The sequence below is a fragment of the Pseudomonas benzenivorans genome, assembly GCF_033547155.1.
Classification (GTDB): Bacteria; Pseudomonadota; Gammaproteobacteria; order Pseudomonadales; family Pseudomonadaceae; genus Aquipseudomonas; species Aquipseudomonas benzenivorans_B.
The window spans coordinates 953,959-969,514 of sequence record NZ_CP137892.1; the positions used below are offsets into that span (position 1 = coordinate 953,959).

Below are 15,556 nucleotides of genomic sequence, written 5' to 3' on the forward strand. Positions count from 1 at the left end.
CCTGGTTAAGGTTTTCGTATCAGCTATGCAGCGCCCTCCGGCGCTGCCTTCAGGAGTCCAGCATGAGTCAGAGTTCCGCGTCGCTTGGCCATAAGAATCTCAGCCCGATCCTGAGCGAAAGCGCCCGGGTCGACCAGCAGTCGATCCAGCCCTTCCCCCGCTCGCGCAAGGTCTATGTACAGGGTTCGCGCCCGGACATCCGCGTGCCGATGCGCGAGATCAGCCTGGACGTGACCCCCACCGCGTTCTCTGCAACAAAGAGCGGTGGCGAGGTCAACGCGCCGGTGCTGGTCTACGACACCTCCGGCCCCTACACCGACCCGAACGTGACCATCGACGTGCGCCAGGGCCTGGCCGACGTACGCAGCGCCTGGATCGAGGACCGCGGCGACACCGAGCTGCTCGCCGGCCTGAGCTCCAGCTTCGGTCAGGAGCGCCTGGCCAACCCCGAGCTGACCGCCATGCGCTTCGCCCACGTGCGCAACCCGCGCCGCGCCAAGGCCGGCAAGAACGTCAGCCAGATGCACTACGCGCGCCAGGGCATCATCACCCCGGAGATGGAATACGTCGCCATCCGCGAGAACATGAAGCTGCAGGAGGCCCGCGCCGCCGGCCTGCTCGACCAGCAGCACGCCGGCCACAGCTTCGGTGCCAACATCCCCAAGGAGATCACCCCGGAGTTCGTCCGCGAGGAGATCGCCCGCGGCCGCGCCATCATCCCGGCCAACATCAACCACGTGGAGCTGGAGCCGATGATCATCGGCCGCAACTTCCTGGTGAAGATCAACGGCAACATCGGCAACAGCGCGCTCGGTTCTTCGATTGAAGAAGAAGTGGCCAAGCTGACCTGGGGCATCCGCTGGGGCTCGGACACCGTGATGGACCTGTCCACCGGCAAGCACATCCACGAGACCCGCGAGTGGATCATCCGCAACTCGCCGGTGCCGATCGGCACCGTGCCGATCTACCAGGCCCTGGAGAAGGTCGGCGGGGTGGCCGAGGACCTGACCTGGGAGCTGTTCCGCGACACCCTGATCGAGCAGGCCGAGCAGGGCGTGGACTACTTCACCATTCACGCCGGCGTGTTGCTGCGCTATGTGCCGATGACCGCCAAGCGGGTCACCGGCATCGTCTCGCGCGGCGGCTCGATCATGGCCAAGTGGTGCCTGGCGCACCACAAGGAGAATTTCCTCTACACCCACTTCGAGGAAATCTGCGAGATCATGAAGGCCTACGACGTCAGCTTCTCGCTGGGCGATGGCCTGCGTCCGGGCTCGATTGCCGACGCCAACGACGAGGCCCAGTTCGGCGAACTGGAGACCCTCGGCGAGCTGACCAAGATCGCCTGGAAGCACGACGTGCAGGTGATGATCGAGGGCCCCGGCCACGTGCCGATGCAGCTGATCAAGGAGAACATGGACAAGCAGCTGGAATGCTGCGACGAGGCGCCGTTCTACACCCTCGGCCCGCTGACCACCGACATCGCCCCGGGCTACGACCACATCACCTCGGGCATCGGCGCGGCGATGATCGGTTGGTTCGGCTGCGCCATGCTCTGCTACGTTACCCCCAAGGAGCACCTGGGGCTGCCGAACAAGGACGACGTCAAGACCGGCATCATCACCTACAAGATCGCCGCCCACGCCGCCGACCTTGCCAAAGGCCACCCGGGGGCGCAGATTCGCGATAATGCCCTGAGCAAGGCGCGCTTCGAGTTCCGCTGGGAGGACCAGTTCAACCTGGGCCTGGACCCGGACACGGCGCGGGCCTTCCACGACGAGACGCTGCCGAAGGACTCGGCCAAGGTGGCGCACTTCTGCTCCATGTGCGGGCCGAAGTTCTGCTCGATGAAGATCACCCAGGAGGTGCGGGTCTATGCTGAGGAGCAACGCATCGCCGCGGTCGACCTGGAGGTCGAGCAGGGCATGCAGGCCAAGGCCGAGGAATTCAAGGCGCAGGGCGCACAGCTCTATCAGAAGGTGTGAGCAACGGGTCAAGAACTGCTGAAAAAAGTGAACGGAACGGGCCTTCGGGCCCGTCTTTTTTCTGCGCTGGCCGCCTGACTGACGTGACTTGGCGCGACCGAGCATGAACTGCAAAACGGCAAGCCCGATGACTGGAGGCTCTACTGGCGCCCCAAGCATGAGCAGGGCGATGTGCCGGCGGTGATCGACCCGAGTTCCGGGCAGTCTCGGTGTGCCGGCAAGCCGGGCATGATCGGCCCCTCTCGAGGGGCCTAACGGCCTACAGGTTGTCGCTCACCGTCCGCATCATTGAAGACGATCGTCGTCCTCCGGCCCATCGGCAACCGCCATGCCGACAACATTCACTCCAAGAGTGGCTTGCGATTGCCGCAGGCCGGGAAGAACTTTTGTGTCGTCGCGGCCATGGGCTGCGAGGTGTTTATGGGGGCGGTGATTTCCACTCGTGGCAGGGACGCGTTCACAACTACGACTGGCTGGGCATGCCGGCTTCGACTGCGTTGCGCATCGCCACGGCCATGCGCCTAGCCGTTAGCGATATTCAGCCACATCGCCAGGTAATCGAAGAACAGGCAATACAGGGCGATGGGCAGCGGCAGGCCGAGCAGGGTGCCGAGCAGGTAGTGGCGAAAGCGCACGCCGGACAGGGCGAGGCTGTAGTTCAGTGCCGGCACGGTCTGGAACAGCATGCGCAGGGTGACGATGCTGGCCAGCGGGTGACGGTCGAGGCCGGCCAGCAGGCGTCTGGCCAGGCGACTGTCCAGTTCGCGCAGGGCGTTGCCGCCCAGATAGCGGATGGTGAAGAAGGTGAAGATGCAGGAGAGGCAGGCGGCCAGGTAGGTGGCCAGGCCGCCGTACAGGCGGCCCAGGGCCAGCACCGCGGCGGCGAGGAACAGCCAGCCGGGAATCTGGATCAGGTTGCCCAGGGCGAACAGCAGGACGAACAGCAGCAGGCCGGCGACCGGGTGCATCAGGATCAGGTCCTGCAGCCACTCCAGGCTGAACTGGGCACGAATGCCGAGCAGTTCGAACAGCAGGAACAGCGCCAGCAGGAACAGGATCACCAGCAGCAGGCGGCGGGAGCTGCGCATCGAGGCCTCCGCTTCAGGGGTAGCCCAGTATGGCCTTGATCCGCGACTGGTGGCGGGCGATCCAGGCCGGGTCGATGGCGCCCCAGTCGCGGATTTCGTAGTGCCCGGCGTTGTTGCGCTCGCCCGGCTGCTGGACGAAGGCGCAGTCGATGTCCAGGTCGGCCAGGGCGGCCAGGGTGTCCTGGGCGGTGCGCCGCGGCATGCCGGTGGCGGCCATCAGCGCCGGCACGCTGCGGGCGGCGCCACTGTCGATCAGCCAGGCCACATAGAGGCGGCGGTAGAAGCTGGTCTTGGTCTTGCTCACGTCCATCCCGTCGTGCTCCTGCTGTCAGGGGGCGCTGCGCCCTGCGGCGCAGCGCAAACCGGCCTCAGCCCAGGCTGACGATGCCGATATAGGTGGCTGCGCCGGCCATGTAGCCGATGAAGGCCAGCCAGCTGATCTTCTTCAGGTACCAGACGAAGTTGATCTTTTCCATGCCCATGGCCGCCACGCCGGCGGCCGAGCCGATGATCAGGCAGCTGCCGCCGGTGCCGGCGCAGTAGGCGAGCATTTCCCAGAAGGTGCCATCGACCTGGAAGTTGCTCAGCCATCCGGCTTCGCTGGTGGCGACGGCCAGTTCCGCGGGGCTGATCAGTGGGTACATCTTCATGGCGCCGGCCACCAGTGGCACGTTGTCCACCACCGCCGAGAGCAGGCCGATGGCGATGTTGATCGCGTAGATGTCGCCGAAGCCTTCGCGCAGCAGCAGCGCGACCTGGGTCAGGTGGCCGGCGCTGGCCAGGCTGGAGACCGCCAGCAGGATGCCGAGGAAGAACAGCACGCTGGTGGTGTCGATGCGGCGCAACACGCCGACCACCGAGAGCGGGTGCTTGTCCTCGTCGTTCTTGCCGCGGTGGATCACCTCGGTGACAACCCAGAGCACGCCCAGGCCGAGGAGGATGCCCATGTAGGGCGGCAGGTGGGTGACGGTCTTGAAGATCGGCACGAACACCAGGGCGGCGATGCCGAGGATGAACACCAGGTTGCGCTCGAACGGGGTGGTCGGGTCGCGGCGTTCTTCCTCCAGTACCGTCAGCTGCGGGCGGTGGATCTCGCCCTTCATGGTGAAGGTGAGGATCAGCAGCGGCACCAGCAGGCACACCAGGCTCGGCACGATCAGCTTGACCACGATGCCGCTGGCGGTGATCTGGTTGCCGATCCACAGCATGGTGGTGGTGACGTCACCGATCGGCGACCAGGCTCCGCCGGCGTTGGCGGCGATCACCACGATGCCGGCGTAGAACCAGCGTTCCTTCTGCTCGGCCACCAGCTTGCGCAGCAGCGAGACCATGACGATGGTGGTGGTCAGGTTGTCCAGGGCGGCGGAGAGGAAGAAGGTGATCAGCGCCACCATCCACAGCAGGGTCACGCGCTTGTTGGTGCGGATGCGGTCGGTGATGACCTTGAAGCCCTCGTGGGCGTCGATCAGCTCGACTATGGTCATGGCGCCCATGAGGAAGAACAGGATCTCGGAGATTTCGCCGAGATGGTGGCGCAGTTCCTCGACCACGTGCTGGCCGTTGTCCGCCGCCCCCGAGGTGCCGTGGCCGATCAGCGGCAGGATGGCATCGGCGCCGAGCACCAGAAGCGTCCAGCAGAGCACCGCGGTGAGGATGGCCGAGGCGGCCTTGTCGATCTTCAGCGGGTGTTCGAGGGCGATACAGAGGTAACCGAGGACGAAAATCAACGCCATTAACGCATACATGATCAGAATTCCAGTTCAGGGCTTTTCTTATTGGGAGTGCTTTTTCCGGGCGGAAAAGTGCCAGAGGCTCTTGATGCGCCGGAGAAGATGCCTGATTTGGCCGGGAATTGGGAGGGCAATTACGGGCTAAAGCTGCTTTCGCTCGCTCTTTCTAGACGAATTCTGACTTGCGAGTCCGCATGCAGCCCCCGTGGCGTGCGGGTTTTCCGGGGGCTGCGCAGGCGATCAGGCGCCGGCAGCCTGCGCCTCGCCGGAGAGTGGTTGCGGCGGCGCGATGAAGGCCAGGCTCAGGGCCAGCAGCGGCATGATCAGGTTGAAGAAGCAGAAGGGCAGGTAGCTGAGGGTCGCCACCCCGAGCGTCGCCGCCATATAGGCGCCGCAGGTGTTCCAGGGGATTAGCACCGAGGTCAGGGTACCGCCGTCTTCCAGGGCCCGCGACAGGGTCACCGGGGCCAGGCCGCGCTTCTCGTACTCCGCCCGGTACATGCGCCCGGGCAGGACCAGGGCGATGTACTGGTCGGCGGTGATGACGTTGGTGCCGATGGTGGTGGTGATGGTACAGGCGATCAGGCTGCTGGTGCTCCTGGCCAGGTGCAGGGTGCTGTGCAGCAGGCGCTGCAGCAGGCCGAGGCGCTCCAGCACGCCGCCGAAGCACATGGCGCAGATGATCAGCCAGATGGTGGTGAGCATGCTGGCCATGCCGCCCTTGGACAGCAGGCCGTCCAGGGCCTCGTTGCCGCTGCTGGACTGGTAGCCGGCGAACAGTGCACTCCACACCGTCTTCAGCGGCGCCAGGGCGCCGGCGGCAGGGTCGGCCAGGCGGCTCATCACCTCCGGCTGGAACAGCAGCGCGAACAGCGCGCCGACCAGGGCGCCGAGAAACACCGAGGGGAAGGCCGCCCATTGGCGCACCGCCAGGAACAGCAGCAGGGCCACCGGCAGCAGCAGGTGCCAGCCCAGTTCGAACTGGCCTTCCAGCGCCTGCAGCACCGCGGCGATGCGCGCGGTGTCCTGCTCGCCGCCGGCCTGCTGGCCGAGGCCGAAGAACAGCGCCAGGGCCAGCAACAGGGCCGGCACCGAGGTGCGCGCCATCAGGCGGATATGGGCGAACAGCTCCGCGCCGGCTGCGGCCGGTGCCAGGTTGGTGGTGTCCGACAGGGGCGACAGCTTGTCGCCGAAATAGGCGCCGGAGATGATCGCCCCGGCGGTGATCGCCGGGTCCAGGCCGAGGCCGGCGGCGACCCCCATCAGGCCGATGCCGAGGGTCCCGGCCACCGTCCAGGAGCTGCCGATCGACAGGGCGGTGAGGGCGCAGATCAGGCAACTGGTGGCGTAGAAATACTCGGCCGAGATCAGCTTGAGGCCGAGCCAGATCATGGTCGGCACGGTGCCGGCGAGAATCCAGGTGCCGATCAGGGCGCCGACCGCCAGGAGGATCAGGTTGGCCTTCATCGCCATCTGGATGCCGGCGAGGATGCCGTCCTCGATCTGTGCCCAGCGCAGACCGTTCTTCAGGCCGACCAGGCCGGCGACGAAGGCGGCGCAGATCAGGGCGATCTGGTTCGGCCCGCTGGAGGAGGCGTCGCCATAGAGGTAGACGGACAGGCTCAGCAATACCACCAGCACGCCAATCGGCAGCAGGGCATCGAGCAGGGAGGGGGAGCGTGGGGTGGTCATGACGGGTACCGGTAAAAAGCACGGGGCCCGCGCCGGTGCTGGCAGCGGGCCCCGTGGGGTCTTGCGGAAGGGTTAGAGGCTGGCGATGCGTGCGCGCTGTTCGGCCAGCTTGGCCAGGGCCTGCTCGGCCTCGGCCAGCTTGGCGCGCTCCTTGTCCAGCACCTCGGCCGGGGCCTTGGCGACGAAACCCTGGTTGGCCAGCTTGCCGCCGACCCGCTTGACCTCGCCGTCCAGGCGGGCGATCTCCTTGTCCAGGCGCGCCAGTTCGGCGGCCTTGTCGATCAGCCCGGCCATGGGCACCAGCACTTCCATCTCGCCGACCAGGGCGGTGGCGGACATCGGCGCTTCCTCGCCGGCCGCCAGTACCCGCACCGACTCCAGCTTGGCCAGCTTGTTGAGCAGCGGCAGGTTGTCGGCCAGGCGGCGCTGGTCCAGCTCGCTGGCGTTCTTGAGGATGATATCGATGCGCTTGGCCATGGAGATCTTCATCTCGCCGCGGATCTGGCGCAGGCCCAGCATCAGCGCCTTGACCCATTCGATGTCGCCCTCGGCAGCCGCATCGATGCGGCTCTCGTTGGCCACCGGCCAGGGTTGCAGCATCAGGGTGTCGCCGCTGGCGCCGGCGGCGCCCTTGATCCGTTGCCAGATCTCCTCGGTGATGAAGGGCATGAAGGGGTGGGCCAGGCGCAGCGCCACTTCCAGCACGCGCACCAGGGTGCGGCGGGTGCCGCGCTGGCGCTCGATGGGGGCGTGCTCGTCCCACAGCACCGGCTTGACCAGCTCCAGGTACCAGGCGCAGTACTCGTCCCAGATGAACTCGTACAGGGTCTGGGCGGCCATGTCGAAGCGGAAGGCGTCGAGGTGGCGGGTGACCTCGGCCTCGGTGCGCTGCAGGGCGGAGATGATCCAGCGGTCCACCGCGGACAGCTCCACGGGCTCGCCGCCTACGCCGGTGTCCTGGCCATCGGTGTTTTCGATGACGAAGTTGGCGGCGTTCCAGATCTTGTTGCAGAAGTTGCGGTAGCCCTCGACCCGGCCCATGTCGAACTTGATGTCGCGGCCGGTGGAGGCCAGCGCCAGGTTGGTGAAGCGCAGGGCGTCGGTGCCGTAGGCGGCGATGCCCTCGGGGAACTCGGCGCGGGTCTGCTTGGCGATCTTCTCCGCCAGCTTGGGCTGCATCATGCCGCTGGTGCGCTTGGTCACCAGGGCCTCCAGATCGATGCCGTCGACTATGTCCAGCGGGTCGAGCACATTGCCCTTGGACTTGGACATCTTGTGGCCCTGGCTGTCGCGTACCAGGCCGTGGACGTAGACGGTCTTGAACGGCACCTGGGCGCTGCCGTCGGCGTTCTTCACCAGGTGCAGGGTCAGCATGACCATGCGCGCGACCCAGAAGAAGATGATGTCGAAGCCGGTGACCAGCACATCCGTGGGGTGGAAGGTCTTCAGCGCCTCGGTCTGCTGCGGCCAGCCGAGGGTGGAGAAGGTCCACAGGCCGGAGCTGAACCAGGTGTCGAGCACGTCCTCGTCCTGGCGCAGCGGCTGCTCACCCAGGTTGTGCTTGGCCCGTACCTCGGCCTCGTCGCGGCCCACAAAGACGTTGCCCGCCTCGTCGTACCAGGCCGGGATGCGGTGGCCCCACCACAGCTGGCGGCTGATGCACCAGTCCTGGATGTCGCGCATCCAGGAGAAGTACATGTTCTCGTACTGCTTGGGCACGAACTGAATGCTGCCGTCTTCCACGGCCTTGATCGCCGGCTCGGCCAGCGGCTTGGTGGAGACATACCACTGGTCGGTGAGCCAGGGCTCGATCACGGTGCCGGAACGGTCGCCCTTGGGCACCTTGAGCGCGTGCTCGTCGATCTTCTCCAAGAGGCCTGCGGCCTCGAAGGCGGCGACGATTTGCTTGCGCGCCTCGAAACGGTCGAGGCCGGCGTAGTCCGCCGGCAGGGTGGTGTCGAACTCGGCGTTGACGCTGCCGTCCAGGTTGAACACCTGGGCCTGTGCCAGCACCGCGGCGTTCTTGTCGAAGATGTTGATCAGCGGCAGGTTGTGGCGCTTGCCCACTTCATAGTCGTTGAAGTCGTGGGCCGGGGTGATCTTCACGCAGCCGGTACCGAACTCGGGGTCGCAGTAGTCGTCGGCGATGATGGGAATGCGCCGGCCGACCAGGGGTAGCTCGACGAAGCTGCCGATCAGCGCCTTGTAACGCTCGTCCTCGGGGTGCACGGCCACCGCGGCGTCACCCAGCATGGTCTCCGGGCGAGTGGTGGCGACGATCAGGTAGTGCTTGCCGTCGGCGGTGGTGTGGCCGTCGGCCAGGGGGTAGCGCAAATTCCACAGCGAGCCCTTCTCGTCGTGGTTCTCCACCTCCAGGTCGGAGATGGCGGTGTGGAACTTAGTGTCCCAGTTGACCAGGCGCTTGCCGCGGTAGATCAGGCCGTCCTCGTGCAGGCGCACGAAGGCTTCTTTAACGGCTTCCGACAGGCCCTCGTCCATGGTGAAGCGCTCGCGCGACCAGTCCACCGAGCTGCCCAGGCGGCGGATCTGCCGGGTGATGGTGCCGCCGGACTGTTCCTTCCACTCCCAGACCTTCTCCAGGAACTTCTCCCGGCCCAGGTCGTGGCGGCTGATGCCGTCGGCGGCCAGCTGGCGCTCGACCACCATCTGGGTGGCGATGCCGGCGTGGTCGGTGCCCGGTTGCCACAGGGTGTTGCGGCCCTGCATGCGACGGAAACGGATCAGCGCGTCCATGATCGAATTGTTGAAACCATGGCCCATGTGCAGGCTGCCGGTGACGTTCGGCGGCGGGATCATGATGGTGTAGGGCTCGCCCGAGCCCTGGGGGGCGAAGTAGTTGTTCGCCTCCCAGTTCTGGTACAGGGCGGTTTCAATGGCGTGCGGCTGGTAGGTCTTGTCCATGCGCGGCGGGACCCTTATGACGGCTGATCGGAAAAGCCGACAAGTATAACGGGGAAGCCGCGCCAGGCGTAAGGTCGGGCGCCGGGAAGCTGACTGGTGGGGTGGCTGGCTGCGCCCTAGTTGCGCCGCGGCGGCAGCAGGCGGGTCAGGCGCGCCTCCAGGCGGCGTTTCAGTTCGGCCTCGATCTGCGGCACGAAGTCGTCGATGACATCCTGCAGGATCAGCTGGGCGGCGGCACGCAGTTCGTTGTCGAGCTTCTTCAGCTCGGCGCCGCTGTCACGCTGCACCGCCTGCTCCAGGGTGTTGCGCAGTCCGGCTGTGGGGGCCGGCTCGGCAACCGCGGGACGGTAGCTGGGGGCGGGCGCCGGCACGGGAGTGGGCGGGGCGCTGACGATGTCGGAGAGCACGGGAATGGCGTCGGGGTCGAGGGCGTCGACCAGCAACGGCGGCTCGAGGTCCTGGTCGCCCAGCAGTTCGCGGATCGACTCCAGGTCGTTCAGCAGTTGCGTGGGTTTCTGCGGTGGTTTGGGTTTGTCCATGGCGTGCGGCGCTTAGAGCTCGACTCGTTGCGGATCATAGCCGCGCTGGCGGTAGCTGCGGAAATTCTCCCGGCAGGCGGTCAACAGGTCCGGCTCCTGGTTGACGATCTCGATGATCCGGCTGAAACGCTCGATAAAGGGCGACAGGCTCGGGTTGAGGTTGATCAGCACGCCCTGCTCGGTGGCCGGCTCCTCGTCCAGGCCGATCACCACCGGGGCGCGCGGGTCGTCCTGATGCAGGTCGTGGGGTACGAAGGTCTCCGCCTTGAAGCGCCACAGCAGCTCATCCAGCTCGGCGCACTGCGCCGAGTCGGTGGCGCGCAGGAACACCGGCAGGCCGGCGCGCCAGGCCTTCATCGCCAGCTGGCAGGCGGCGCGCAGGCGCTCGCCCGGGGTGACGGAGGAGAGTACGTAGAACTCTATTCGGGGCATGGCGACTTCGACGAGGTGCTGGAGTGGCCGGGGTGAAGGGGCTCACCCCGGCACAGGTTACGCCTGGCTACGATCGAGCAGGTACTGGGTCAGCAGCGGCACCGGGCGACCGGTGGCGCCTTTTTCCTTGCCGCCGCTGATCCAGGCGGTGCCGGCGATGTCCAGGTGGGCCCAGTGGTACTTCTTGGCGAAGCGCGAGAGGAAGCAGCCGGCGGTGATGGTGCCGGCCTTGGGGCCGCCGATGTTGGCGATGTCGGCGAAGGGGCTGTCCAGCTGCTCCTGGTACTCGTCGAACAGCGGCAGCTGCCAGGCGCGGTCGTCGGCGCTCTGGCCGGCGGCCAGCAGTTGCTGGATCAGCTCGTCGTCGTTGCCCATCAGGCCCGAGGTGTTGCCGCCCAGGGCGACGATGCAGGCGCCGGTGAGGGTGGCGATGTCGATCACCGCCTGGGGCTTGAAGCGTTCGGCGTAGGTCAGGGTATCGCACAGCACCAGGCGGCCTTCGGCGTCGGTGTTGAGGATCTCCACGGTCTGCCCGCTCATGCTGGTGACGATGTCGCCGGGGCGGGTGGCGCGACCGCTGGGCATATTCTCGGCGCAGGCCAGCAGGCACACCAGGTTGATCGGCAGCTGCAGTTCGAGCACGGCTTTCAGGGTGCCGAACACGCTGGCGGCGCCGCACATGTCGTACTTCATCTCGTCCATGCCGGCCGCTGGCTTGATGCTGATGCCGCCGGTGTCGAAGGTAATGCCCTTGCCGACCAGGACGAAGGGTTTGTCGGTCTTCTTGCCGCCCTGGTAGTTGAGCACGATCATCCGCGGCGGCTGCTCGCTGCCCTGGGCCACGGCGAGGAAGGCGCCGGCGCCCAACTCCTTGAGCTTCTTCTCGTCGAGAACCTCGACCTTGAGGTTCTTGTGCGCCTTGGCCAGACCCCTGGCCTCCTCGGCCAGGTAGCTGGGGTGGCACAGGTTCGGCGGCAGGTTGCCCAGGTCCTTGGTGAAGGCCATGCCGGCGGCGATGGCCTGGGCATGCCGGGCGGCACGCTCGACATCCGCCAGGTCGGCCTTGTCGCAGCTCAGGGTCAGCTTCTTCAGGGCACGGGGTTCGGCCTTCTGGCTCTTGAAACGGTCGAACTGGTAGTCGCCGTCGGCCAGGGTCTCTACGATTAAACGGGTCTTGCCATAGGCGTCGCGGCCCTTGACGGCCAGGTCCTGCAGCGCCAGCACCGCGTCGCCACCGCCGAGGCCCTTGAGCACGGCGTGGGCGGCGCCGATCAATTTGCGCAGTTGGCGGTCGGACAGCTCGGCGTCCTTGCCGCTGCCGACCAGCAGCACGCGCTCGGCCTTGAGGCCGGCCAGGTTGTGTGCCAGCAGGGTCTGGCCGAGTTTGCCGGCCAGGTCGCCGCGCTTGAGCAGGGCGCTGATCGCACCGGAGCAGGCGTTGTCGACAGCGGTCGCCGTTTCACCGAGCTTGCGTCCCTCGCCGACGGCGATAACCAGGGTGGCGGTTTTCAGGGTTTCCGGGCGAGCGCTTTTGGCGAGAAATTCCATGGCGTAAGTGTCCCCAAGACAAGAAGTCGGTATTGCAGGATAATGCCGGCTATTTTTTCGGTGGTTCGTCCGTGGGCGAGCCGGCATGCAGTGCGGCTAGTTTGAGCGTAGCCGCCTGAGCCTGACAACCCTGGAGTGTCTGGTTTGATCGTCTTCCGTTATCTATCCCGTGAGGTCTTGGTCACCCTGAGTGCGGTAAGTGCCGTGCTGCTGGTGATCATCATGAGTGGCCGTTTCATCAAGTACCTGGCGCAGGCGGCGCAAGGCCTGCTGGACCCGGGAGTGCTGTTCCTGATCATGGGCTTTCGCCTGCCGGGCTTCCTCCAGCTGATCCTGCCGCTGGGGCTGTTCCTCGGCATCCTGCTGGCCTACGGGCGGCTCTACCTGGACAGCGAGATGACCGTGCTGTCGGCCACCGGCATGAGTCAGCAGCGCCTGCTGGTCTACAGCCTGGCGCCGGCGCTGCTGGTGGCATTGTTGGTGGCCTGGTTGAGCCTGGGCCTGGCGCCCCAGGGCGTTGCCGGGCAGATGCGCATCCTCAACGAGCAGGAGGCCCTGACCGAGTTCGATACCCTGGTGCCGGGGCGCTTTCAGGCCATGAAGGACGGTTCGCGGGTGACCTACACCCAGGAGCTGTCCGAGGATCGCGGTCAGCTGGGCGGTATCTTCATCTCCGAGAAGCGCTTCTCCCGCGATGGCGGCAAGGAGCGCGGCATCACCGTGCTGGTGGCCGAAAGCGGGCGCCAGGAGCTGCAGGCCGACGGCAGCCGCTACCTGATTCTGGAGAACGGCTATCGCTACGACGGCAATCCCGGTCAGGCCGACTACCGAGCGATCCAGTACGACACCTATGGCGTGCTCCTGCCCAAGCCCTCGGTCAGCGGCGAGGTCAGCGAGCGCGAGGCCGTGCCGACCCGGGAGCTGTTCGGCAGCGACAATGTGCGCCTGCAGTCCGAGTTGCAGTGGCGTCTGTCCATCCCCTTGCTGGTGTTCGTGGTCACCCTGCTGGCGGTGCCGCTGTCCCGGGTCAATCCGCGGCAGGGACGATTCCTCAAGCTGTTGCCGGCGGTGTTCCTGTATATGGCCTACCTGGCGCTGCTGATCGCTGCCCGTGGCGCCCTGGATAAAGGAAAGATTCCGCAGTCGCTGGGGCTGTGGTGGGTGCATGGGGTATTCGTGTTGATAGGTCTGCTGTTGCTCTATTGGGAGCCGTTGCGCTTGAAGTGGGCGAGTCGCCGTGCTGTGCGGGAGGTGGCCAGTGGCTAAGCTGGACAGGTACATCGGCATCCAGGTGTTCTTCGCGATCCTGGCGGTGCTGGGGATCATAGTCGGGCTGGCGCTGCTGTTCGCCTTCATCGATGAGCTGGGCGATGTCGAGGGCAACTACAGCCTGGGCGATGCCGCCTGGTATGTCTTCCTGACCGTGCCGCGGCGGGTCTACGAGATGCTGCCGATGGCGGCGTTGATCGGTTGCCTGATCGGCCTGGGCAGTCTGGCCAGCAGCAGTGAACTGACCGTGATGCGCGCCGCCGGCGTGTCGATCGGGCGCATCGTCTGGGCGGTGATGAAGCCGATGCTGGTGCTGATGCTGGTCGGCATCCTGATCGGTGAGTACCTGGCGCCCTGGAGCGAGAACCAGGCCCAGGCCAATCGCGCCATGGCTCAGGGCGGTGGTGAGGCGCAGAGCGCCAAGCGCGGCCTGTGGCACCGCCAGGGCCAGGAGTTCGTGCATATCAACGCGGTGCAACCCAATGGCGTGCTGTACGGCGTGACGCGCTACCGTTTCGATGAGCGGCGCCGCCTGTTGTCCTCCAGCTTCGCCCGGCGCGCGCAGTACCAGGGCGATCACTGGCGGCTGGAGAACGTCGCCACTACGCATTTCCGCGAGCGCAGCACCGAGCTGGTCAAGTCGCTCAGCGAGCGCTGGGACGTCGAGCTCAATCCCCAGTTGCTCGGTACCGTGGTGCTGGAGCCGGAAGCCCTGTCGGTGACCGGGCTGTGGCGCTACATCCAGTACCTGGCCGAGCAGGGGCTGAACAATGGTCAGTACTGGCTGGCGTTCTGGACCAAGGTGCTGCAGCCGCTGGTGACCGCGGCGCTGGTGCTGATGGCGATTTCCTTCATCTTCGGTCCGCTGCGTTCGGTGACCCTGGGGCAGCGGGTGTTCACCGGGGTCCTGGTCGGCTTCGTCTTCAGCATCGCTCAGGATTTGCTGGGGCCGTCGAGCCTGGTGTTCGGCTTCTCGCCGCTGCTGGCGGTGTTGATCCCCGTGGGCATCTGCCTGGTGGCGGGCATGGGCCTGCTACGACGGGCCGGCTAATCAATCGATGCAGAAAAAAGCCGGCAGATCGCCGGCTTTTTTCTGGGGGTTATTTCTTGTGGATATTCTTGGGCAGTTGCACGGTGCGGCTGGCGGAATAGATGTCGTGCCAGCTGCGTTTTTCCCTGTCCCAGAGCACCCATAGAAAGCCCAGGCCGAAGCACAGCCATGAAACGATGGCGACCAGAAAACGCAGCAGCGCCTGCCACAGGCCGATGGCGCTGCCGTCCGGGTTCTGGATGCGAATGCCCCAGACTTGCATGCCCAGGGTCTGGCCATTGTGGGTCCAGAATTTGGCGAAGAAGCCGAACAGGCTGAGCAGCAGCAGGCTCGACAGCAGGGGGTCGCCGTCCAGAGCGCCGGCGTCGGACAGGCGTTTGAGTTGCGCCTCGCCGTAGAAGCCCATGAGCACGAGCTTGTAGGCGAAGGTCACGACTATCAGCAGGGCGATGCACAGCAGGAAGTCGTAGAACAGGGCCGCGAGGCGGCGGGTCAGGCCGGCGGCGGGGAAGTCACCCTGCGGGCGCAGCAGGTGTTTGGGCATGGAGGGCTCGTCGGGCAATGGTGCGGTAGTGTCTTAAAGGTACGGTTTTATTTACGTTCAGGCATAAAAAAACCCCTGATGCAGCATCAGGGGTTCTTCAAAGCGGCGGCGATTAGCCCAGGATCTGAACCTGGTCGGCCTGCATGCCTTTTTGACCTTGCACGGCGACGAAGCTGACCTTCTGGCCTTCTTTCAGGCTCTTGAAGCCGTTGCCTTCGATCGCGCGGAAGTGCACGAACAGATCCGGACCGCTCTCGGGAGTGATAAAACCAAAACCTTTCTCGTCGTTAAACCACTTGACGGTACCGTTCTGACGATTCGACATGTCTTATTTCCTTGAAACTAGAGTTGATGACAGCCCCTAAATGATAGAGGACTGAGACTGGTTGCAAAGAGTAATAGAAGTCGAGCGGGATGTAGCGGATCTGGAGGATCTACTGCATCAGGTCACGATTCACGGCGACCCATGCAAACACAGTTCAATCACTCTACGCTAACTTTTGGACAAATGCCAACCCCGGCGCAGCGCGAGAATCGCAGCGGATCGAGGTTGTTTGCTGACTATCGAGGATAGCTGTGCAAGAAGCATTTTGTAGGTGCTGAGGGCGCAGTTCGCTATGACTGCCAGGCGTCGCTTTGTGCTGGATAAAGCGACTGAAGGATCTATGGTGCCCCGGGGGAGACTCGAACTCCCACTTCTTTCGAAAACGGATTTTGAATCCGCCGCGTCTACCGGTTCCGCCACCGGGGCACAAT

13 protein-coding genes and 1 tRNA gene are annotated in these 15,556 nt (G+C 65.4%); 3 read left to right on the plus strand and 11 right to left on the minus strand.

Annotation, left to right across the window (positions count from 1 at the left end; all coding sequences use genetic code 11):
• Nucleotides 1-62 precede the first annotated feature (62 nt).
• Entirely contained in the window at nucleotides 63-1,985 is a 1,923-nt protein-coding gene (gene thiC, locus SBP02_RS04445) for a phosphomethylpyrimidine synthase ThiC (protein WP_318645194.1), read from the plus strand.
• Between the two features lie 521 nt (nucleotides 1,986-2,506).
• On the opposite strand, the gene SBP02_RS04450 is transcribed toward thiC, so the two are convergent.
• The 8 genes from SBP02_RS04450 to SBP02_RS04485 form a co-directional block, all read right to left on the minus strand.
• Nucleotides 2,507-3,073, minus strand: a complete 567-nt coding sequence (locus SBP02_RS04450; protein WP_318645195.1) for a VTT domain-containing protein — start codon at nucleotides 3,071-3,073, stop codon at nucleotides 2,507-2,509.
• A 13-nt stretch (nucleotides 3,074-3,086) separates the two neighbouring features.
• Entirely contained in the window at nucleotides 3,087-3,383 is a 297-nt protein-coding gene (locus tag SBP02_RS04455; RefSeq protein WP_318645196.1) for a winged helix-turn-helix domain-containing protein, read from the minus strand.
• Between the two features lie 58 nt (nucleotides 3,384-3,441).
• A complete protein-coding gene (gene nhaD / locus SBP02_RS04460; RefSeq protein ID WP_318645197.1) occupies nucleotides 3,442-4,818 on the minus strand; it encodes a sodium:proton antiporter NhaD in 1,377 nt (458 codons plus the stop codon).
• Nucleotides 4,819-5,043: 225 nt separating this feature from the next.
• Nucleotides 5,044-6,495, minus strand: coding sequence for a Na+/H+ antiporter NhaC (gene nhaC / locus SBP02_RS04465; protein ID WP_318645198.1), 1,452 nt, complete (start codon nucleotides 6,493-6,495; stop codon nucleotides 5,044-5,046).
• Nucleotides 6,496-6,567: 72 nt separating this feature from the next.
• Nucleotides 6,568-9,417: a valine--tRNA ligase gene (locus tag SBP02_RS04470; RefSeq protein ID WP_318645199.1), complete on the minus strand. Its 2,850-nt coding sequence runs from the start codon at nucleotides 9,415-9,417 to the stop codon at nucleotides 6,568-6,570.
• A 116-nt stretch (nucleotides 9,418-9,533) separates the two neighbouring features.
• Nucleotides 9,534-9,956: a DNA polymerase III subunit chi gene (locus SBP02_RS04475; RefSeq protein ID WP_318645200.1), complete on the minus strand. Its 423-nt coding sequence runs from the start codon at nucleotides 9,954-9,956 to the stop codon at nucleotides 9,534-9,536.
• 12 nt (nucleotides 9,957-9,968) lie between these two features.
• Nucleotides 9,969-10,388 (minus strand): DNA polymerase III subunit chi, encoded by a 420-nt coding sequence (locus tag SBP02_RS04480; protein WP_318645201.1) that lies wholly within the window; start codon nucleotides 10,386-10,388, stop codon nucleotides 9,969-9,971.
• A 57-nt stretch (nucleotides 10,389-10,445) separates the two neighbouring features.
• Entirely contained in the window at nucleotides 10,446-11,936 is a 1,491-nt protein-coding gene (locus tag SBP02_RS04485) for a leucyl aminopeptidase (RefSeq protein WP_318645202.1), read from the minus strand.
• Between the two features lie 144 nt (nucleotides 11,937-12,080).
• On the opposite strand from SBP02_RS04485, the gene lptF reads away from it, so the two are divergent.
• On the plus strand, nucleotides 12,081-13,202 hold the full coding sequence (gene lptF, locus SBP02_RS04490; RefSeq protein WP_318645203.1) for an LPS export ABC transporter permease LptF: 1,122 nt from the start codon (nucleotides 12,081-12,083) through the stop codon (nucleotides 13,200-13,202).
• Nucleotides 13,195-14,256, plus strand: coding sequence for an LPS export ABC transporter permease LptG (gene lptG / locus SBP02_RS04495; RefSeq protein ID WP_318645204.1), 1,062 nt, complete (start codon nucleotides 13,195-13,197; stop codon nucleotides 14,254-14,256). The genes lptF and lptG overlap by 8 nt, the downstream gene beginning before the upstream one ends.
• Before the next feature lie 49 nt (nucleotides 14,257-14,305).
• Here the strand turns inward: lptG and SBP02_RS04500 are convergent, their stop codons facing one another.
• The 3 genes from SBP02_RS04500 to SBP02_RS04510 form a co-directional block, all read right to left on the minus strand.
• Nucleotides 14,306-14,800, minus strand: a complete 495-nt coding sequence (locus tag SBP02_RS04500; protein ID WP_318645205.1) for an RDD family protein — start codon at nucleotides 14,798-14,800, stop codon at nucleotides 14,306-14,308.
• 112 nt (nucleotides 14,801-14,912) lie between these two features.
• The gene (locus SBP02_RS04505) at nucleotides 14,913-15,125 is read right to left on the minus strand and encodes a cold-shock protein (RefSeq protein WP_003298189.1); all 213 of its coding nucleotides are present in this window, start codon (nucleotides 15,123-15,125) and stop codon (nucleotides 14,913-14,915) included.
• 341 nt (nucleotides 15,126-15,466) lie between these two features.
• Nucleotides 15,467-15,551, minus strand: a tRNA-Leu gene (locus SBP02_RS04510).
• Nucleotides 15,552-15,556 lie beyond the last annotated feature (5 nt).